The organism is Scrofimicrobium sp. R131 (genome assembly GCF_040256745.1).
GTDB classification, from domain to species: Bacteria; Actinomycetota; Actinomycetes; order Actinomycetales; family Actinomycetaceae; genus Scrofimicrobium; species Scrofimicrobium appendicitidis.
The window spans coordinates 210419-230162 of sequence record NZ_CP138335.1 but is presented as its reverse complement, the minus strand read 5'-3'; the positions used below and the strand labels follow the sequence as shown (position 1 = coordinate 230162).

Below are 19744 nucleotides of genomic sequence, written 5' to 3'. Positions count from 1 at the left end.
GGGGCCGGTTGGTTCGGCTCGGCTAGAGGTTTTCCCCCTGCGAGCGGATCACGTCGCGGTACCAACCGAACGACTTCTTCGGCCACCGCCGACCCGAACCCTGACCGAAGTCGTCCAGGTCGACGTAGATGAACCCGTACCGTTTGCTCATTTCCGAGGTGGACGCACTCACGATGTCGATTCCAGACCACGGCAGGTAGCCGATCACCGAGCAGCCATCCGCCATCGCGTCGGAGATGGCGCGCAGGTGATCCCGGTGGAACTCGATCCGGTAGTCGTCCTCCACCGTCTCGCCCACCAGCTGATCCCGGTAGCCCAGGCCGTTCTCCGCAATCAGGAGGGGCAGCCCCGGATACCGATCCGTGTAGACGTTCAGGGCGTACCTCAGACCCACCGGATCGATCTGCCACCCCCACTCGGTCGCTTTCAGGTAGGGGTTGTTGAACTCTTCCCCCATCGACCAGGTGTTGGCATCCAGCAGGCTCATTCCCTCCCCCACCACGATGCTCATGTAGTAGGAGAAAGCCAGGTAGTCGATCGTGCCCTCGGCCAGGGTCTCCCGGTCACCCGGAGCCCATTCGATCTCGATGCCGCGGCGGGCCAGGTCGGCCAGGATCGTGCTCGGATAGGCACCCCGAACCATCACGTCAGAGAAGAACAGCGCCTGCTGGTTGTACTGCAGGGCAGCCAGGACGTCTTCGGGCCGCGAAGTCCGCGGGTAGGCGGTTTGGTCCAGCACCATCGAGCCCATGTGCAGGCTGGAATCCAGTTGTCGTCCGTAGCGAACCACCGCGGCATTGGCCACCAGCTGGTGGTGAATCGCCTGGTAGATGGCCGCTTCCGGCTGGTCCAAGTCCTCGGTCAGGAGGCCCAGGGCCAGGAACGGATCCATCAGCGCCGACGAAATCTGGTTGAACACCAGCCAGTACTTGACCTGGTCCCGGTACTCGTCCAGCACCAGGTAGGCGAAGCGGAGGAACGCCTCCAGCACCTCCCGGTTGGCCCAGCCGCCGTGCTCGGTAATCAGGGTCAGCGGCATTTCGTAGTGCGAAATGGTCACGACCGGCTCGATCCCCAGCTCTCGCATCCGGCCAAACAGGTTCCGGTAGTACTCCACCCCCTCCGGGTTCGGCTCCGCCTCCATCCCGGTGGGGAACAGGCGGGTCCAAGCAATCGAGGTTCGGAAGGCGTTGCAGCCTCCTTCACTCAGGAGCGCCAGGTCCTCCCCGTAGGTGTGGTAAAAGTCGATCCCGGAGCGTTTGGGGAACACCAGGTTCTGGTCGGCCAGCAGGGCGTCGATCTGGGCCCTCGACCGGATCGTCTGCAGGGCTTTCCCCCGCGCGTCACCCCCGTAGGGGACGACGTCGTCCTGGCTGAGGCCTTTCCCGGCCACGTCCCAGGCGCCCTCGGCCTGGTTGGCGGCGATGGCCGCGCCCCAGAGGAACTCTGCTGGAAACTTAGCCACGGTTTTGCTCCAACTTGCTCAGGCGGCGATCCAGGCTTCGGGTCAGGCCGACCAGTCGCTCCGCGATGTTCCACTCCGACTTGATGGTCATCAGGGTGTCTTGCGCGTGGACGAACAGGATCGAGAACTCAGCTTCCTCCCCGCGGGACTCGGACTGGATCAGTTCCGTCTGGGCCCGGTGCGCCTGCCGAATCTGCTCTTGCGCCTCCGACAGCGCCTGCTCGGCAGCGGCAAAGTCAAACTCTTCCAGGCAGACGAGCGCCCGCTTGATTTCGGTCCGACCATTGCCGGCGTGAAGAATAATCTGCATCGCCGTCTGCATCATTTCAGTCTTGTCGACCATCAGTTTCCTTCCAATTGGGGTGGACGAGGGGGTGGCCCGCTAGGCGGGAATTGGTTGTGCTGCTTTCGCTTCCCGGGACAGGAGCTGGTTGTCGTACACCTTGAAGAAGGGGAAGTAAACCAGGGCCGCCACCGCGAAGCAGACCAGGAACAGGAGCAGCCCGGCAATTCCCGGCGACACCATCCAGGTGCTGATCGGGAACGGCAGGTACCACAGCTGGAACACCTGCGAGGGAATCGGTACCAGGCCAAAGTGCAGGACCGGCCAGACAATCAGGGGCAGCAGCAAACCGTTGATCCAGGTGGGGATCATCAGGATTGGGTTGAAGGCAATCGGAGCGCCGAAGTAGACCGGCTCGTTGATGTTGAAGATGGAGGGAACCAGGACCGCTCGGCCCACCGCCTTCAGTTGGACTGAGCGGGAAGCCCAGGCCATCATGAAGGCCAGCGGCAGGGTGGCCCCCAAGCCGCCAATCGCAATCCAGCCGGTGTAGACGACCTCCATCGTGTTGATGGCGGTGGGGGCGCTTCCGGCCGCCACCAGGTCCATGTTCTGCTGGATGCCGGTCAGCATCACCGGGAACATGATCGGTCCGAGCACCCAGGAGGAAATTCCGAACGTGTAGACGAACACGATCAGGAACACCATCAGCACGAAGCCGAAGTAGCTTTGCCCCACGTCGACGAGGGGGCCGAACAGCCAGGCCAGGAAGTTGAAGGCATCCAGCCCGAAGACAAAGTTGATCAGCCAGGCGGTCACCACCGAGATCGCGATCGGCACCAGCGAGTCAAACCAGGTGATGATGAAGTCCGGCATGGAGGAAGAGTTCTTGAAGAACGAGATCTTCGCGAACCGGTACATGACGAAGCCGACGAACAGGCCCACCACCAGGGCCCCGAACATGCCGGTTGCGCCCAGCCGTTCAAAGATCCAGGCCACGTTGCCCTCTTCATCGAAGCTCGGCATCGCCAGGATCAGGAACATGGCCACGCCGGTGGCTCCGGCCAGCAGCTTGGTCCGCTGCACCCCCTTGTTCTCCATGATGAAGTAGGGGATCAGGAACGCCATGATCAGGCCCATCAGGCCAAACGTGAACGAGTTGATCGGGGTCAGATCTGGCCACCAGGTCCAGTTCTCAGCGACCCAGGGAATCTCGGTGATCAGCGAGATCAGGGTGACGAACGAACCCAGCAGGATGAACGGGAGGATCGTCATGAACGAGTCCTGCACCGCCTTCACCCACGCGTTGCGCGTCACTTTGTTGGTCAGGGGCACCACTTTTTGATTCATGAACTTAATCAAGCCGTCCATGGTTTACCTCCGGTCAGGTTGCGGGATGGGAAGGGGGCTAGCCGGCGGTGGCCACGGCCAGGTCCAACAGACCGTTGCCGTCCATCGTGCCGTAAATTATCTGCGGGATGACGGCCACGGAAACCCCAAATGGGCGTGCCCGCTCGGCCGCATCATCCTTCATGTACTCGAGGTGGGGCCCCAGCAGGACCACATCCGAATCGGGCAGGTACTCGTTCAGCTCCGCTTCGGAGCGAGCTGTGATTTCGAACTGATCCGAGCCGCGGGCTGCCGCCGCCTTCCGAGCCGCCTGGGCAATGAATCCGCTGGAAGCACCGGCCCCGCAGCAGATGAGGACGCGCAGTTTGTCACTCATAATCTCTCCTTTGATGGCTGGGGGATCCGGTCAATCCCCCGCGTTCACCTTCAGCGTCCTCCGATTGTGCCCTGCACACCAATGGACAGTTTCCGCCTAGGCGGAAGCGGTCGGGATTTGCTCTACGGCCAGATCAGGCCACGATAGAACCATGGGGGACACCAAGCGCGCACTGGTCACCCGGCTCCTGGACGTTGACGACTGGATCTCGGGGCCGGAGCTGGCCCGTGTCCTCGGGGTCTCGGATCGAACGGTTCGCACCTACGCCCGGTCCATTCCCGGCATCGAGTCCTCACGCTACGGCTACCGAGCCAACCACAAGCTTGCCCGAGCCTGGCTCGCCTCCCAGCGCGATCTCGGGCCGGAAACCCCGCTGGAACGCCTCTACTTTATTGTCCGGGCGCTGCTGACCGGCGACGGTCGGGTCGACATCTTCGAGCTGGCCGACGCGCTGTTCGTCGCCCCACCCACGTTGGAAGCAGACCTGGCCCGGGCGCGGGGACTGCTGCGCGGCCACCACCTGCGTATCCGCCGACGCGGAGACGAGCTTCGGGTGGAGGGCTCCGAAGCCAACCAGCGGGCGCTACTACGCCAGCTCCTGGTGGACAGCGCCACCGCCACCCCGGTCCTCACCTTGGAGGCGCTGCAGCGGGCCTTCCCCGAACTCGACGTGGTCGGGGTTCAACGGATTTTGCAGGCGAACCTGGACCGCTCGGGCCTGCGGATCAACCCGATTGTGGCAGCCGGAGCCCTGCTGCACGTACTGGTGGCCCTGAACCGGATCCAGTCCGGCCATCCTCTTCCCGGTCCGGGCACCGACCATCCGGTCGCCCGGGACATTGCCGAGGACCTGGAGCAGCTCCTACACCTGGAGATTCCCGCCAGCGAGCGAACCTACCTGGCGGAGTTGCTGGAGTCGCGGACGGGTCAGGGGGAAGCCACGGGTGACACCCAGCAGCTGGTGCAGGAGGGCCTGGCTGAACTGTCGGAGGAATACCAGGTGGAGCTGGCCGAACCCAGCCTGATCGAGTCTTTCACCCTGCACGTTCAGAGCCTGATTAAGCGGGCCACCCGCGGCGAGGGCGCGGTCAACCCGTTCACCGCCCAAATCAAGCAGTCCCACCCCCTCGTCTATGAGTTGGGCGTGTCCTTTTCCCGCCGAATCGCAGCCCGCACCCAGATCGCGATTGACGAGGACGAATCCACTTTCATCTCCATGCACCTGGGCACCTACTTTGACCAGGTGTCCCTGCGCGCAGAACAGGTTGAGGTGGCGCTGCTGATCGAGGGATACGCCGCCCTGCCCCCGAGGGCTGCCGCCCGGCTCCGGGCCGCCCTCCCGCCCAAGACCACGGTTCGGATCGTCACCCGGGTGGAGGAAGCCGACCGCGCCGACCTGCTGGTCACCAACCTGGCCGGCCTGACGTCGGTGCCGCCCACCCTGGTGATCGACCCAATGCTGAGCGAACGGGACCTGGAGCGCGTCCGCCAGCGAACGCTCGCGCTGCTGGAGGAGCAGCGGGGGCGCCGCTTCGGCGACCTCACCGACCGCCTGCTGGACCCGGACCTGTTCTACCGGTCCCCGGCCGTGTCCAGTCCCACCGAGTTGATCGCGCTGGTGTCGAAAGACTTTGTCACCAGCGGCGTGGCCGACCCGGACATTGAGCAGCAAATCTTGGCGCGGGAGTCGTTCTCTTCCACCGCCTTCGCCTCCGGGGTGGCCATTCCGCATCCCACCCAGATGGTGGCCAAACGCTCGGCCAGCGCCGTCGTCTGTTTTGACGAGCCGTTGGACTGGTTTGGCCAACCGGTTTCCCTGGTCCTGTTCATCGCCTTTAGCCGGTCTGAGCGAGGCCTGTTCGGCGCCATGTTTGAGCATTTGATCGAGCTGCTGGCCCAGCCTGAACACGTCCGGGCCCTGGTGGAGCAGGGGACCGATTTTGAGAGCTACCGCCGGGCCATCCTTGACTTGACGCTCCCCAGCTAGGCCGCACCTGGCCGGGTTTCCGCTCAGCCGGAAATCCCGCATTGGCCGGCGCTTCCCCTCCTCAGCCAGCCTGGAACCACGAGTGGCGGAACATCCGCCTGCTCGACCCTGGCCCTGACCCTGAGGAGACTAGTGATGAAAAAGACCATTGCGCCGGCGCTGCTGACCGGTGCCCTGCTGGCTGGCGCCCTGGCCGGCTGCACCGCCGGCCCTTCAGCACAGAGCGGCGCCGGTGAGCAGAGCACCCCGGCCGCCCAGGCCCCCCAATCCAACCAGAGCGGCGCGAACAGCTGCGACACGACCGTGCTGCTGGTCCGCCACGCCCAGACCGAAGCCAACGTGGCCGGCGAGGTGTCCGGCTGGTCCGAAACCGACCTGACCGAAAAGGGAGTGCAGCAGGCTCGCGCCGCCGGCCAAGCCCTGGCCGGGACCGAACTGTCCGCGGTCCTCACCTCCGACCTGGGCCGGGCGGAACGGACCGCCGAACTGATCCTGGAGGAGGGAGGCTCCGACCTGACCCCGGTTCCAGTCCCCGAACTGCGCGAGCAAAACTACGGCGGCTTCGATGGCGGTTCCGACCTGGACCTGTGGCTCCCGATCATGGAGAAGATGGGCTACCCCTTTGACGAGTCGAAGAGTGACCCGGGCGATTTCTGGGGCAACCCGGACGCGCTGGACTGGTACTCCTCGGTCAGCGAGGAAGACGTGATGAACACCCTGGCCGAGCTGGACCCGAGCGGCGAGGCGGAAGACTGGGACACCTACCAGCAGCGGATCAGCCAGGCCGTCGCCCAGGTGGCGCGCACCGCAGAGGAGCACGCCTGCGAGACGGTGCTGGTCGTGTCCCACGGCGGCACCATCACCACCATGCTGGGTCTGATGGACCCGGAGGGCTACGGCGGGGAATCGGTGGGGAACGCCTCCATTTCCGAGCTGAGCTACCGCGACGGCCAGTTCAGCGTCCAACGAGCGGGAGTCGACCCGGCCGACTGGTAACCCCCAGCACATGGCTCCCCTCCGAGGTCGGCAGCGATTACGCTGTCACCTGAGAGGGGAGCCAACCGGTTTGGAGGGGAAGTGTGACCAGCAATCGCCTGGAGGCATTCAGTGACGGGGTCCTCGCCATCATCATCACGATCATGGTCCTGGGCCTCCACGTCCCATCCGGCGCCGCCCTCACCGACCTGTGGGCCACGGCCGGGACCGGCCTGCTCAGCTACCTGCTGTCCTTCATTTATGTCGGCATCTACTGGATCAACCACCACCACACCTTCAAGCTGACCTCGAAGGTGACCGGGAGGGTCCTCTGGGCCAACCTGGCGCTGCTGTTTTTCCTCTCCCTGCTTCCGTTTGCCACCGCCTGGATGGACGGAATGCATTTTGCCCGGATCCCGGTGATTGTCTACGGAATTGTGCTGCTGCTGTGCGCCAGCTCGTACCGGATTTTGCAGCGAACCATCATTCACTCCCAGGGTGAGGGTTCGGTCCTGCAGGCGGCGCTTGGGCGCGACTGGAAAAGCCGCACCTCGCTGATTTTGTACACGGTGGGGATCATCAGCGCCACCCTGGTCGAAGACGACCGGATCGGCATCTGGATTGCCCTCACCACTTTCGTCGTCGTGGCCGCCCTCTGGTTTGTCCCGGATCGTCGGATTGAGGGCACCTACCGGGAACTGGCCGGCTGAACCCCGCTACACTGTGGCCCATGACGACGCTTCCCCCTCCCGCTGACCAGGCCGAGCGGCTGATCGAACTGGGGGTGCCCGCGCTCCTGGGGCAAAACCCAGACGCCGTGCGCGAGGCGGCCACGGCCCTCGGCTCGCCCGCTCCCGGCCTCCTGGTAACGGAGGCGGCCCGCACTCACCTGGACGAGCTGGTGCCGCTGATTTGCCGGGAGGGCCAGCGCGGCTTCATCGTGGAGGACTTCGTCGACACGGCCGACTTTGTGCCGGTTTCCGGCCTCGACCCCTCGCCGATCACCCTGCCGGACGGCTGGTACTGGCTCGAGGATCCGAGGCGGGGAGACGAGTTTGAGAACGCCTCCCCCGCCGAAGCCTGGGAGCAAATCGTGGCCGCCAACCGGGTCCCCCTGACGGCGGCAGAGGGCGTCTTCTGGTTGCTGCAGCAGCCGGACACGCTGGAGCGAAACCACTGCTTCATGACCGTCGGCTCCCGAAAGCCTCGCCCGCGCGGCGGCTACGATTCGCGGACGCCGGCCCTGTGGATCAGCAACGGCACCGGCCGCGACGGATCGGATCGGAAGAACGCGCCCAAACTGGGGTGGTGCTGGTGGAACAACCGGCACACCTGGCTGGGGATTGCCCACGCGGCTGCGCGCCACCCGGCCCAGCCCTAGTTGCGCCCGGTCACTGGCGGAGGATTTTCTCCAGCTTCTTGCCCCGGGCCAGCTCGTCCACCAGCTTGTCGAGGTACCTGATCTTCCGCATCGTGTCGTCGGCAATGTCCTCCACCCGGACCCCGCACACCACCCCGGTGATCAGGTGCACGTTCGGGTTGAGCTGGGGCACCTCGGCAAAGAACGTTTCCAGGTCGACTTCCCGCTCGATTTCGCGGGCCAGCGATTCCTGATCGTGCCCAGTGAGCCAGAAGATAACCCGGTCCAGTTCCTCGCGGGTGCGGCCTTTGCGCTCAACCTTGGCCAGGTAGAGCGGGTAGAGCGAGGCGAAAGTCATTCGGTAGATGCGCGGAGTGCTCATTGGGGTCTCCTTCGATCGGGAACTTTCATCGGTGGGCTTCAATCACAAACTCCAGCGGGAGCCGGTCGGGGTTGTCGCGGAGCCGCCAGCGCCCATCCGCCTCCCGCACCATCAGCTCGGGCCAGGGGCACCAGTGCGACCAGGTGCTTTCCTCCAGCACGTCAATCACCAGCCCCGCCCGGATCAGTGCGGTAACAATCTCGCTGAGCGAGTGGTTCCACTGGTGGTTTCGCCGGTGGGTCAGCGGGGGTGTGCCCTCGGGCACCGGCATGTAGCTGTACTCAGACTCCCAGGTGCAGGGCTGCTCCCGCTGGAAGTAGGGCAACTCAATTTTTAGGCCCTGGCTCACGTCCTCACCCACGGTCATGAACATCGGGTGGTCGTCGCGGATGAAGAACTGTCCGCCCGGGCGCAGAAGCGATGCCACCACCTGGGCCCACCGGTCCACGTCGGGCAGCCAGCAAAGCACCCCCAAGGAGGTGTACACCAGGTCGAACTGCCCCCGCACCGCCTCGCGCGCGTCGTAAACGTTGGCCTGGACGTATTCGACCTGCACCCCGCAGGCACGGGTGATCTGCTCGGCCCGGCGCAGCGACTCATCCGACAGGTCCAACCCCACCACCCGGCGAGCACCCCGGCGGGCGAACCCCACCGTGTCCGTCCCCAGGTGACATTGAAGATGAAGCACATCCCGGCCGGTCAAGGACCCGAACCGGGGCAGGTCGGGAGCCAGCTCCGAACTGACCGCATCGGGGTTGGCCACCAGCTCGGCAATCCCGTAACCGGCCGCCTCGTGCTGCGCAGCGCGGTCGTTCCAGTTGCTCTGATTGTCAGCAAACCATTGGGAAACAGAACTCATTTCCTCACCGTACCAGCCGGGCCAACGCCCGTCTCGGCGCGCTGCACATGATCGAACCCATCACTCTGCCGGCCCGGCCACCGCTCCTCGGATAGACTGCCAAAATGACTGTCACACCACTGTTTGACGGAGTGCCAAACTCGCGCGGGGTCGACGGGTTGCCCCTGGCTAGTGGCGGGCGCACTCATGCTGGCGTCCTCTACCGCTCGGCGGCTCTGGACACCATTTCTGACCGGGGAATCGCCACCCTCCGCCAGCTGGAGGTTCGGGCCGTCGTGGACCTGCGCTCCGAGGCTGAGCGGGAACGCAGCCCCCACCGCCTTCCACCCAACGCTGGGATCGACCTGATTGAAGCCCCAATTACGGTCAGTTCCCTCGACCCGCGGGAACTGACCGAGTTGGAGGAGGAACTGGCGGCCCGCCCCAAGGTGCCGCCGCTGGCTGAGGCCTACCGGGCGATGCTCTCTCAGGCGGGCGAACAGTTTGCCCTGGCCGCCTCCGTGGTGGCGCGGGTCAGCCGCACCGGCGGGGCGGTGCTGGTGCACTGCACGGCCGGGAAGGACCGGACCGGAATCACCGCCGCCCTGTTGCTGGAACTGGCGGGCACCGACCGGCAGGCAGTGGTGGCGAACTACTGCGAAAGCGAACGGTACCTGGCGGGGGCCTGGGTCCAGATGATGCTGGACCGGCTTTCGCGCGAGGGGATGCCGGTGGATGACTCCGTAATCAAACTTGTGAGCACCACTCCCCCGGACGCGATCGAGTCGGCACTCAGCTGGGTGGATGAACACAGCGGCACCGCCGCCCAGTACCTGGTGGAATCGGGTCTTTCCGGTGCGGATGTCGACCAGCTTCGGCGCGTGCTCGGATAGCCACACCCGCCGGCTCCTCTGTCCGACTCCCCCCTCCAGCGGTAACCTGGGGGCATGGTTGAATACAGGTATTTGGGAAGTTCAGGGTTCAAGGTTTCCGAGGTGACCCTGGGAAACTGGGTTACACACGGCTCGCAGGTGGGCAGCGAGGTGGCCATCGCCACCGTCCACAAGGCCCTCGATTTGGGGATCACTTCGTTCGACACGGCCGACGCCTACGCCAACCGGGCGGCCGAACAGATCCTGGGGGAGGCTCTGCGCGGCCAGCGGCGCCAGTCGCTGGAGATTTTCACCAAGGTGTACTGGCCGACAGGTCCCGGCGGGGCCAACGACTGCGGCCTCTCCCGCAAGCACATCATGGACTCCGCTCACAATTCGCTGCGAAACCTGGGCACCGACTACATCGACCTGTACCAGGCCCACCGCTACGACTACGAGACCCCGCTCGAAGAGACCATGGTCGCCTTCGCGGACCTGGTGCGCCAGGGCAAAGTCCTCTACATCGGCGTGTCCGAGTGGACCGCCGAGCAGATCCGGGAGGCCGCCCAGCTGGCCCGGGAGCTGCGCATTCAGCTGGTCACCAACCAGCCGCAGTACTCGCTGCTGCACCGGGTCATTGAAGCCAAAGTGATTCCGACCTGTGAGGAACTGGGGATGACCCAGATTGTCTGGTCCCCAATGGCTCAGGGTGTCCTGACCGGCAAGTACCTGCCCGGCCAGCCGGCCCCGGAGGGGACCCGGGCCACCGCCCAGGTGGCTGAGTCCAAGTTCATCCAGAAGTTCATGGACGACCAGACCCTCACCGCCGTCCAGCAGCTGCGCCCGATTGCGGACTCGCTGGGCCTGACTCTGGCTCAGCTGGCCATTGCCTGGGTCCTGCAGAACCCGAACGTCTCCGCGGCCCTGGTGGGAGCGTCCCGTCCCGAGCAACTGGAGGACACCGTCCGCGCTTCGGGGGTGTCCATCCCGGTGGAAGTGATGGAGCAGATCGCCAGCATCACCGAGCCGGTGGCCAACCTGGACCAGCAGGACACCTACACCGTGTCCCCGGCCTCGCGCCCCTGCTAGTTCATCGCGACGGAGGAAGTATGACCTGGTCCAGCTCGACAGTGCTGCGCGCCCCCCAACCACCGGGCCAACTCTCAGAGCCGGTGGTGAAGGCCCGCGGCCTCCGGAAGGTCTACGGCAAGGGCGAGGCGGCAGTGACCGCCCTGCGCGGGGTGGACCTGGAGATCGAGCGGAGCCGATTCACCGCGATCATGGGCCCGTCCGGCTCGGGTAAATCCACCCTGATGCACTGCCTGGCCGGACTCGACTCGGCCACCAGCGGCCAGGTGATCCTCGACGGGCAGGAGCTGACGACCATGTCGGAGCGTCAGCTGACCCGCGTCCGCCGCGAACACCTGGGTTTCATCTTCCAATCATTCAATCTGGTTCCCACCCTGACCGCGCGGGAGAACATCACCCTGCCGGCGGACATCGCGGGGATGAAGCTGCCTCCGGGTCGGCTCGACGCGGTGGTAGAAGCAGTCGGGTTGGGGGATCGGCTTTCCCACCGACCGGCCGAGCTGTCCGGCGGCCAGCAGCAGCGGGTGGCCTGCGCCCGGGCGCTGGTGACCGCCCCCGCCGTCGTCTTTGCGGACGAGCCCACGGGGAACCTGGATTCGCGCTCCACCCTGCACGTTTTGCAGTTCCTGCGGACCGCGGTTGATGAATTCTCTCAGACCGTGGTGATGGTGACCCACGAGCCCGACGCGGCTGCGTGGGCGGATCGGGTGATCTTCCTCGGCGACGGAATGGTGGTCGGGGAACTCTGGCACCCCAGTCGCGATGACGTCCTCGAGGCGCTCCGCGAGCTGGGTGAGGCCAACGAGACCGGGCCGACCCCACCTCCAAAACCGGCCCACCACGCCGCGGAAAAAGCGCCCGCTCCCGCCGTTTTCGACGAGGCCGACGCCCCCCGCCTCGTCCCCCTCAGCGAGAACGAGGTGGAGACCGTGATCTCGGATATTCCCACCGAGTTGGAGTTGGCACGGCTGAGCTTGGACGACATTGCCCCTCCCGCTCCCCTCACCCCGAAAGCGGCCGACGTGGTCGATCAGGCCCGCCAGATCCTGGAAGGCCTGGGCGGTTCAATCCTGGAGGAGCCCTCCGAGCGGACAAGCGGGCCGCAAAGCGAGCCCGAACGTGACACACTATAACCATTGATTGGCTGCTCGGGGCAGCCGCCGGCCAGAGGGAGGGACCTCCATGACACAGTCAGGACCAAACGAGACCCTGCTGGGGGAAGAGGCAATCGCCGATGCCCTCAACCAGCCCCCCGAGCGCGCCAGCCTGTTTGGGCTGGTCAGCCTCGCATTCGATCAGGCCAAAACCCTGCTGACCACCCAGATTGAACTGGCCAAGTTGAAGGTAACCAAGGCCGCCAAGAAGTTCGGGGCGGGCGCGGGCCTGGCCGTGGTCGGTCTGATTCTGCTCTTCTACTTCATCTTCTGGTTCTTCCGCACGATCGAGATGCTGTTCCTGCTGATCGTGCCGGCCTGGGCCGCCTCCCTGATCACGCTGGGGATCATCCTGCTGCTGATGATTCTCCTTATTTCGGTGGGCGCCCTGCTGATCAACCGGGGCACCAAAGACGTGCCCGACGTGGGTGGGGAAATCCAGGCTAATGTCGATGCGGTCAAGGAAGGTCTAGGCAAATGAGCAAGTCGGAAAAAGTGCTGGAAGCCCAGCTGAAGCAGCAGATTGACGATGCCCGCACCAGTTTGTCCGCCACGATGGAGGCCCTGGCGCACGAGGCGCAACCGGCCGTCCAAATCGAATATGCCAAGCAGTCGGTTCGCGACCGGGTCGACCAGTTCAAGCAGGACTGTCAGGACACGGTCGAGGCGGCCCGCCACGGTGACCGGGAAGCGATCAAGCGCGTGCTGATCGCGGCGGGAGCGGTGGCCGCCGCGGGAGTTGCCACCGGTTTCTGTGTGGCCCGTCAGACACGACGGGCTCGTGAGCGACGTGAGTGGCGCCGGTTTGTCCGGCAGTTGCGCAAGGTTCACGCCCCGGGAAGCGTCGAGTTCTCCATCGGCACAGCACAGGGTTAGGGTCACCACCCGTCCGGGAATGGCGAATATATTTGCGGACAGGCTAGAATGGCCCCACGACAGATTTGGTGAAACCAGGGGACCGTCTAACGGACCCGCAAGAGTAAGAGGGGGTCGACGCCATGGGGCGCGGCCGTCAAAAGGCGAAGCAGATGAAGGTCGCTCGGCGACTAAAGTACTTCAGTCCAGAGACTGATCTCGACGCTTTACAGCGCGAGCTTTCTGGTCATCCGGAGGACTCCAACGAGGAGTTTGAGGAGTTGGACGAGGACTTTGACGACAAGTACTACGTCGACGATTGGGACGACTCCGACCGACGTTAGTCGTCAGTGTCTGCCGCCAACTCATCAACCACCAGTTCTGGCCCGTCGGCCAGCCCCTGGCGGTAAGCGCTGCGACCCATCAGGTGGGAAGCCACCGGGGCCGCCACCATCTGGATCGCCAGGATTAGCACGCATCCCAACACGGCCTGCCAGGTGCGGATCGTGAGCGCCAATCCCGACAGCAGGCACAGCAACCCCAACATCTGCGGTTTGGTGGCGGCGTGCATCCGGGCGTAAAGCGTACGGAAGCGGAACAGCCCCACCGCCCCCACCAGGGTGAAGAACGCTCCGACCAGGATCAAAATGGCACCGAGCAGCGTCATTGTTCCTCCTCCGTGGTTTCGGCGTAGTCGCCGGAGCGCTCCGGTCCGGTCGTCTCCACCGTCCCGTGTCGGCCCAGGTGCAGGCGCCGTTCCAGCCAGGCTTCCTCTTCGGCCAGCTTCGCCTCGAACTGCTCAACCTGGGCGGAAGGTAGCGGTTCCCCTCGCACTTTGCTTTCCTTCCCGATGAACTTGGCGATGGTGGTGGAGGAAAACAGGCCGGTCAGGGCAAACACCACCAGGAGCACCTGCAGGTCGGCCCGGTTCCACCAGACGATCACCAGGACGGTGAGGGCGATGGCTACCGAGGTGAGCAGGTCGGCGGCCAGGGCGCGGTCCAAAGTGGTTGGCCCCCAAGCCAGGCGCAGCAGGGTGAACAGCGCCGCCCCCAGCAACAGCGCGGCTGCCACCCAGTAGATAATCTCAACCGCGTCCACGGCTCACCCCCACTTCCCGCTGCAACTCACGCGGCGCCACCGCCCGCAGAATCCGGGCCTCCTGCGCCAACGTGTTGGCCCGCAACGCCTCCAGCCCACCCTGCCCCTCGACGTCCAGGCAGTGCAGATAGAGGACCCGTTCTTTCGCTTTGACCTCCACCACGACCGTGCCGGGAACCAGGGTGGTCATCGCCACCAGCAACGCCAGGTACTCGGGGACGGAGGTGCGAACCTGGATCCGCAAGATGGCGTCGTGCCTAGGTGGGTTGGCGATGATCAGCCAAACCACGTGCAGGCCGGCCCGCGCCATATCCCAAATGAACCGCAGAATCAGCCAGACCAGGGAAAGCAGGTGCACCTGGTAGATGCCCGCCCGGTTCGGCAGCGGAAACAGCCACTGGACGGCCACCGCCGCCAGTAGCGCGCCGATCAAAGCCAGCGGCTCCAGGGACCCAAAGGCTGCCATCCAGACGAACAGGAGCCAGATGGTTAGGTCCAGGGCCAGGTGCAGCCGGGGACGGCGATTGGCCAGCGCCTGGCGGTGTGCGCGCAGCTGGGCCGGAGTGGGGCGAGTCCGGGACTCAGTCATGGCCACTCCCTTCGGTTGGACGGGGGACCGGAACCGACGGGGCCGGGTCGGTCTCCCAGGGCGGGGTTGCGGGAGTGCCCACGTCGTTGGAGATTCCCTCGCCCCGGCCGGTCGTCCCCAGCACCGCCTCGACGTAGACGTCGCCGCCGACAATCTCGCGGGCCGCCTCGGTGACATAACCGTAGATCGGGCCGGCCCCGAAGGCCATCCCCAACTGGACGACAATCAGGCCGATCGCAGCCCCGTACATGATTGGGTTCGAGTGCCCGGCCCCGCGTTCCCCTTCGGTTCGGGACAGTTCGGTCAGGCGGTAGGCTCGGCGCTGGGTTCGGGCCGCGCGGACGGCCCGGCGCAGGCGGCGTTCCTCCCGCCCGGACAGGTGCTCCCGCTGCTCGTAGTTGATGGCCAGCTCAGAACCCGAATCCGGGGTTTGCCAGAAGGCGCGATTCCAGAACTTGACCACCACGTAGAGAGTCAGGAACGAGGTGACCAAACCGCCGGCCAGCAGCGCCCAGGCCATGGGGGTCCCCACCTGCACCGAAGCTTCCGCCAGGCCCAGCTTGCCGATGAACCCGGAGAAAGGCGGGACGCCGACCAGGTTGAAGCCGACGATCAGGTACATGATCGCGGTCACCGGGGCGGTTCGGGCCAGGTTGGACAGGCGCCGACCCGAGGTGGTGCCCGAGTGTCGCTCAATCAGGCCCACGATCAGGAACAGGCAACCCTGGACCAGAATGTGGTGCAGCGCGTAGTAGATGGCGGCCGCCAAACTGGCGGGGGTGGCCAGCGAAATCCCCCAGACCATGTAGCCGATGTGCGACACCAGGGTGAAGCTAAGCAGACGTTTGATGTCGTCCTGGGCCACCGCCCCCAGGATCCCAACCAGCATGGTCAGCAGGCCGAGCACCCCCAGCAGGTCTGTCAGCGGGTTCTGCGGGAACAGGAGGAACTGCAGCCGAATCAGGGCGTAAATCCCCACCTTCGTCAGCAGGCCTGCGAACACCGCCGTCACCGGAGCGGGGGCGGTCGGGTAGGAGTCGGGAAGCCAGGCAGACAGCGGGAAGATCGCCGCCTTGATTCCAAAAGCCACCAGCAGCAGTGACTGGAGCAGCAGGGCGGTTCCGGGGTCGATCTCCGGCAGCCGCTCCGCCAGCAGAGCCAGGTTCACCGTGCCCACCGCGCCGTATACCAGGGCGATGGCGGTGAGGAAAATGGCGGAGGAAACCAGCGAGACCACCACGTAGACCGTGCCCGCCCGAATCCGGCCGCGGGTGCCACCCAGGGTGATGAGGACAAAAGAGGCTGCCAGCAGAATCTCAAACCCGACATACAGGTTGAACAGGTCGCCGGTCAGGAACGCGTTGGAAACCCCGGCCACCAGGATCAGGAAGGTCGGATGGTAGATCGCTACCGGAGCGTTGGGGGAAGAATCCGAGAAGTTCTCGCCCACGGTGTAGAGCAGCACCGCCAGCGTAACCACCTGCGAGATCAGCAGCATCAGGGCCGAAAGCTTGTCGGCCACCAGGGTGATCCCAATCGGGGCAGCCCAGGAACCCACGTCGAGAGCCATGGGGGCCACCGCCGCACCGAGCACCAGGATCACCCCGATGACCAGGCTCAGCCCCAGCGCGGTGACGGAGATCAGCTGCTGCAGGCGGGGACGTCGACCCACCACCAACGCCAAGCCCGCGGAGAGGAGGGGGATCAGCACCGGCAGGGGCAGCAGCCAGTTCCACTCGTGCAGGAGGTTCACTGGTCACTCCCCTCCGACGACCGGTCGTAGTCAACCCCGGGATCTTCAGTTCCCTCAACGCCGTAATCCTCACCCCGGCGCCGCTGACGCTGGGCCAGTCGTGCCAGGCGACGATCCTCAATGTCGTCAACCACCTCGTCGTGACCGGTCAGGCGCCAGGAGCGGTAGGCGAGGGCCAACCCGAAGGCGGTCGTCCCGAGCGACAGGACAATCGAGGTGAGGATCAGCGCCTGCGGCAGCGGGTCCGCAATCTGACCCCAGTCCCCCCACAGCAGCGGCGGCAACCCGGCCGGACCGGCCATCGCCAGAATCAGGACGTTCACCCCGTTGGTGATGAAGGACAGCCCAATGAAGACGCGGGTCAGGGTTCGCTCAAGCGCCAGGTAAACTCCGGTGCCCACCAGGGCACCGGCCAAGAGCAGCATGGCCAGTGAGGGCATCAGAGGATCCTCCGTTCCAACGGGACTGGCCGCGAGGCCTCATTGTGCCGGTCAATCTCGGCCCCCAGCGCTGACACCAGGTCGATCACCAAGCCGATCACCAGCAGGTAGACGCCGATATCCAAAATCATGGCGGTGGTGAAGTGCAGGTCGCCCAGCGGCCCCAAGGTCAAGTCGACCGGAGTTGACTGCAGGACCGCGTTCCCAAACAGGAGGGGAGCCGCCCCGCCGGCCGCCGCCACGAACAGGCCAAATCCGAGCAGACGCCCAGCCGGAAATGGCATCGCCTCCCCCAGCTCGAACCGACCTCCCGCCAGGTAGCGCAAAACAAACGCGAGGCCCGCCACCACCCCGCCGGCAAAGCCGCCACCCGGGTTGTTGTGGCCCACCAGCAGCAGCCAGATCGACAGCACCAGCATGGCCGGGAAGAGGACGCGGGTGGCCACCTCGAGCACCAGGGACCGGTCCTGCGGTTTGAGCGCGGCCGCTCCGGGGAGGTACTGTCCTTCCGCCAGCGCCGCGGGTGGAGCCTTATCAATCTGCCCGCTGCGCGACTTCAAATAAATCAGCGAGGCCACCCCGGTGGCGGTGACTAGCAGGACGGACAGCTCGCCGACGGTGTCCCAGGCGCGCATGTCCACCAAAATCACGTTGACCACGTTCTGCCCGTTGCCAAAACCCAGGGCCTCTTCCGGCATCAGGTTGGACACCGGCTCGTGAATTCGCGAGGCGGCCGCCACCCAGCCGCCCACCGCCACCACCACGCCGACGCTGGCGCCCACCAGCCCGCGCCACCAGCGGGACAGGGACAGCGGACGCTTCGAGAAGTAGGGGGGCAGATTTCGCAGCACCAGCACAAAGACGACGATGGAGACGGCTTCCACCACCAGTTGGGTCAGGGCCAAGTCGGGCGCGCCCTGAGTGGCAAACAGGAGCGTGATCAGCATTCCGGTGGCCGCCAGCGCCAGCACCGCTTTCATTCGTCGCAGTGAGCGGGCGGCAATCAGCGCCGCCCCGATTGCCAGCACCACCAGGGCGGCCTGGACCGGACTGTCCCAGAGGACCACCGGCTGCGAGGGCACGTCGACCCGGGTGAGAGCCACCGCCGCCAGCACCACCATGGTGACGAAGATCGTACTCAACTCGCCCGGCAGTGAACCGCGATGCAGCAGCGAGGTCACCTGCGCCGCCACCAGTTCCAGCTCGACCAGCGACCAGGTGTAGACCCGCACCAACCCGCCTCGCGGGGCCAGTTGCCGCTGCCAGCGGGCCACCTTCGGTCGGTTCAGAATCAGTGCCAGGCCTCCCGCCACAATCAGCAGCGTGGCCAACCCCGGACCCCAACCTGACCACCAGGCCAGGTGCACCGAGCCGGGCAGGCCCTGCGCCGGCGGGGCGGCCACCAGCTCCAACCACCCGGGAGCCAAGCCGAGCAGCGCCCCGGCCGCCAGCAGCAGGATCGGCACCCGCATCATCGGGGAAACCGGCTGGATCGGGCGCTCCATCCGCAGCCTCTTGGTGGCGAAGGCCCCCCACCAGAACCGCCACGAGTAGGCCAGAGTCAACATTGCGCCGAGGACCACGATCACCAGCACCGGCCAGGACCGGTGCAGCAGGTCGGTCAGCAGCGCTTCCTTCCCCAGGTAGCCGGTGGTCAGCGGCAGACCGGCCATGGACAGGGCGGCCACTCCGGCCCCGATCGCCAGCACCGGCTTGTGCCGCCACAGCCCGGAGAGTTCGCGCAGGTCGCGCGTGCCGGTGGAGGATTCAACCGCCCCCACGGTCAGGAACAACGCCGATTTGAACAGGGAGTGTGCCACCAGCAGTACCAGGCCGGCGGCCATCGCCTCCTGGGTGCCAAACCCGACTGCGGCCATCATCAGCCCCAGCTGTGAGACCGTGCCGAACGCGAGAATCAGCTTCAAGTCGTACTGGCGCAGCGCCCGGTACGAGCCGATCAGCATGGTGATCAGGCCGAAGGTGACCACGACCGGGGACCAGAGCGGCACCTCGGCAAACCCGGGGGTGAGGCGAGCGACCAGGTACACCCCCGCCTTGACCATGGCGGCAGCGTGCAGGTAGGCGGACACCGGGGTCGGGGCGGCCATCGCCCCCGGGAGCCAAAAGTGGAAGGGGAATTGGGCGGATTTGGTCAGCGCCCCGATCAGCACCAGCACGGCCGCGGTCACCACCAGCGGAGAGTGCGTGGCCAGGACGCCGCTCTGGGCGTTCGCGACCAGCTCGGAGAGGCGGAAGGAGCCGCCGGGGGCTAGGCCCAACATGACCAGACCGGCAAACATGGCCAGGGCGCCCGAGGTGGTCACCAGGATCGCCTGGCGGGCCGCCGCGCGGGCGGGGCCGCGCTGATGGTGGTGGCCGATCAGCAGGTAGGACAGGACCGTCGTAAACTCCCAGAACATGTAGACGGCCATGGTGTGGTCGGCGGTGACCAGGCCCAGCATGGAGCCGGCGAATGCGACGAAGACCCCGGCGAAGCGTCCGAGGGAGCGGGCGTCTGGGGCGAAGTAGCGCGACGCGTAGACCATCACCAGCGCCCCCACCCCGCCGACGATCAGCATCATCAACCAGGAGAGGACGTCGAGGCGGAAAGCCACGGTCAAGCCCAGGGCGGGAACCCAGTTCAGCTGCTCTACCACCGGCTGGTGAAAGGCCTGCTGGGTGTGGGCCAGCGCCCACCCCACCGCCGAGAGGGGGGCCAACGCCAAGGGAAGGAACGCCTGTCGACCCCACCACCGGACCAGGAGGGGCGCGCAGATTGCTGCCAAAAGGTGCAATCCGAGCACGAAAAACATTCAGGGTCCCCTCGAAGTGGCTGTCGGCAGCCAGACGGGCCGCCGTCGTCCCTCCAATTGTA

At 65.7% G+C, this 19744-nt stretch carries 22 protein-coding genes; 10 read left to right on the top strand and 12 right to left on the bottom strand.

Features of this window, described 5'->3' with window-relative positions:
* Positions 1–22: 22 nt before the first annotated feature.
* The 4 genes from SAC06_RS01135 to SAC06_RS01120 are packed head-to-tail and all read right to left on the bottom strand — an operon-like array spanning position 23 to position 3474.
* Positions 23–1465, bottom strand: coding sequence for a glycoside hydrolase family 1 protein (locus SAC06_RS01135; protein ID WP_350258388.1), 1443 nt, complete (start codon positions 1463–1465; stop codon positions 23–25).
* The gene (locus SAC06_RS01130) at positions 1458–1808 is read right to left on the bottom strand and encodes a PTS lactose/cellobiose transporter subunit IIA (RefSeq protein WP_350258387.1); all 351 of its coding nucleotides are present in this window, start codon (positions 1806–1808) and stop codon (positions 1458–1460) included. Before SAC06_RS01130 ends, SAC06_RS01135 begins: the two co-directional genes overlap by 8 nt.
* A 39-nt stretch (positions 1809–1847) precedes the next feature.
* Positions 1848–3119 carry a PTS sugar transporter subunit IIC gene (locus tag SAC06_RS01125; protein WP_350258386.1) on the bottom strand — a complete coding sequence of 424 codons (1272 nt, stop codon included), beginning with the start codon at positions 3117–3119 and terminating at the stop codon, positions 1848–1850.
* 37 nt (positions 3120–3156) lie between these two features.
* Complete coding sequence (locus SAC06_RS01120; RefSeq protein WP_350258385.1) at positions 3157–3474, bottom strand: PTS sugar transporter subunit IIB; 318 nt, start codon at positions 3472–3474, stop codon at positions 3157–3159.
* A 151-nt stretch (positions 3475–3625) separates the two neighbouring features.
* Here SAC06_RS01120 and SAC06_RS01115 point away from each other — a divergent pair, with 151 nt between their 5' ends.
* The 4 genes from SAC06_RS01115 (at position 3626) to SAC06_RS01100 (ending at position 7817) form a co-directional block, all read left to right on the top strand.
* A complete protein-coding gene (locus tag SAC06_RS01115) occupies positions 3626–5461 on the top strand; it encodes a BglG family transcription antiterminator (protein ID WP_350258384.1) in 1836 nt (611 codons plus the stop codon).
* A gap of 135 nt (positions 5462–5596) precedes the next feature.
* Positions 5597–6457 carry a histidine phosphatase family protein gene (locus SAC06_RS01110; protein WP_350258383.1) on the top strand — a complete coding sequence of 287 codons (861 nt, stop codon included), beginning with the start codon at positions 5597–5599 and terminating at the stop codon, positions 6455–6457.
* Positions 6458–6540: 83 nt separating this feature from the next.
* Positions 6541–7146, top strand: a complete 606-nt coding sequence (locus SAC06_RS01105; protein ID WP_350258382.1) for a TMEM175 family protein — start codon at positions 6541–6543, stop codon at positions 7144–7146.
* Between the two features lie 20 nt (positions 7147–7166).
* Positions 7167–7817, top strand: coding sequence for a DUF5701 family protein (locus SAC06_RS01100; protein WP_350258381.1), 651 nt, complete (start codon positions 7167–7169; stop codon positions 7815–7817).
* A 10-nt stretch (positions 7818–7827) separates the two neighbouring features.
* Here SAC06_RS01100 and SAC06_RS01095 read toward each other — a convergent pair whose 3' ends face one another.
* Together SAC06_RS01095 and SAC06_RS01090 are read right to left on the bottom strand one after the other, a co-directional pair.
* Positions 7828–8178 (bottom strand): DUF2200 domain-containing protein, encoded by a 351-nt coding sequence (locus SAC06_RS01095; RefSeq protein ID WP_350258380.1) that lies wholly within the window; start codon positions 8176–8178, stop codon positions 7828–7830.
* Positions 8179–8203: 25 nt separating this feature from the next.
* Complete coding sequence (locus SAC06_RS01090) at positions 8204–9037, bottom strand: class I SAM-dependent methyltransferase (RefSeq protein ID WP_350258379.1); 834 nt, start codon at positions 9035–9037, stop codon at positions 8204–8206.
* Positions 9038–9141: 104 nt separating this feature from the next.
* Between SAC06_RS01090 and SAC06_RS01085 the strand changes: the two genes are divergently transcribed.
* The 6 genes from SAC06_RS01085 (at position 9142) to SAC06_RS01060 (ending at position 13330) form a co-directional block, all read left to right on the top strand.
* Positions 9142–9909, top strand: a complete 768-nt coding sequence (locus SAC06_RS01085) for a tyrosine-protein phosphatase (protein ID WP_350258378.1) — start codon at positions 9142–9144, stop codon at positions 9907–9909.
* A gap of 54 nt (positions 9910–9963) precedes the next feature.
* Positions 9964–10977 (top strand): aldo/keto reductase family protein, encoded by a 1014-nt coding sequence (locus SAC06_RS01080; protein ID WP_350258377.1) that lies wholly within the window; start codon positions 9964–9966, stop codon positions 10975–10977.
* 20 nt (positions 10978–10997) lie between these two features.
* Positions 10998–12110 carry an ABC transporter ATP-binding protein gene (locus SAC06_RS01075; protein WP_350258376.1) on the top strand — a complete coding sequence of 371 codons (1113 nt, stop codon included), beginning with the start codon at positions 10998–11000 and terminating at the stop codon, positions 12108–12110.
* 49 nt (positions 12111–12159) lie between these two features.
* Positions 12160–12612: a phage holin family protein gene (locus SAC06_RS01070; RefSeq protein WP_350258375.1), complete on the top strand. Its 453-nt coding sequence runs from the start codon at positions 12160–12162 to the stop codon at positions 12610–12612.
* A complete protein-coding gene (locus SAC06_RS01065; protein WP_350258374.1) occupies positions 12609–13007 on the top strand; it encodes a DUF3618 domain-containing protein in 399 nt (132 codons plus the stop codon). The genes SAC06_RS01070 and SAC06_RS01065 overlap by 4 nt, the downstream gene beginning before the upstream one ends.
* 122 nt (positions 13008–13129) lie before the next feature.
* Positions 13130–13330: a DUF3073 domain-containing protein gene (locus SAC06_RS01060; protein ID WP_350258373.1), complete on the top strand. Its 201-nt coding sequence runs from the start codon at positions 13130–13132 to the stop codon at positions 13328–13330.
* Here the strand turns inward: SAC06_RS01060 and mnhG are convergent.
* Genes mnhG through SAC06_RS01030 form a run of 6 tightly spaced genes read right to left on the bottom strand, consistent with a single transcriptional unit; the run spans position 13327 to position 19682 of the window.
* On the bottom strand, positions 13327–13653 hold the full coding sequence (gene mnhG, locus SAC06_RS01055; RefSeq protein ID WP_350258372.1) for a monovalent cation/H(+) antiporter subunit G: 327 nt from the start codon (positions 13651–13653) through the stop codon (positions 13327–13329). The genes SAC06_RS01060 and mnhG overlap by 4 nt on opposite strands.
* Positions 13650–14087: an MrpF/PhaF family protein gene (locus SAC06_RS01050; protein ID WP_350258371.1), complete on the bottom strand. Its 438-nt coding sequence runs from the start codon at positions 14085–14087 to the stop codon at positions 13650–13652. The genes mnhG and SAC06_RS01050 overlap by 4 nt, the downstream gene beginning before the upstream one ends.
* On the bottom strand, positions 14074–14676 hold the full coding sequence (locus SAC06_RS01045; RefSeq protein WP_350258370.1) for a Na+/H+ antiporter subunit E: 603 nt from the start codon (positions 14674–14676) through the stop codon (positions 14074–14076). The genes SAC06_RS01050 and SAC06_RS01045 overlap by 14 nt, the downstream gene beginning before the upstream one ends.
* Positions 14669–16429, bottom strand: a complete 1761-nt coding sequence (locus SAC06_RS01040; RefSeq protein ID WP_350258369.1) for a Na+/H+ antiporter subunit D — start codon at positions 16427–16429, stop codon at positions 14669–14671. Before SAC06_RS01040 ends, SAC06_RS01045 begins: the two co-directional genes overlap by 8 nt.
* Entirely contained in the window at positions 16426–16869 is a 444-nt protein-coding gene (locus SAC06_RS01035; RefSeq protein ID WP_350258368.1) for a Na(+)/H(+) antiporter subunit C, read from the bottom strand. The genes SAC06_RS01040 and SAC06_RS01035 overlap by 4 nt, the downstream gene beginning before the upstream one ends.
* Positions 16869–19682, bottom strand: a complete 2814-nt coding sequence (locus SAC06_RS01030) for a Na+/H+ antiporter subunit A (protein ID WP_350258367.1) — start codon at positions 19680–19682, stop codon at positions 16869–16871. Before SAC06_RS01030 ends, SAC06_RS01035 begins: the two co-directional genes overlap by 1 nt.
* Positions 19683–19744: the final 62 nt, after the last annotated feature.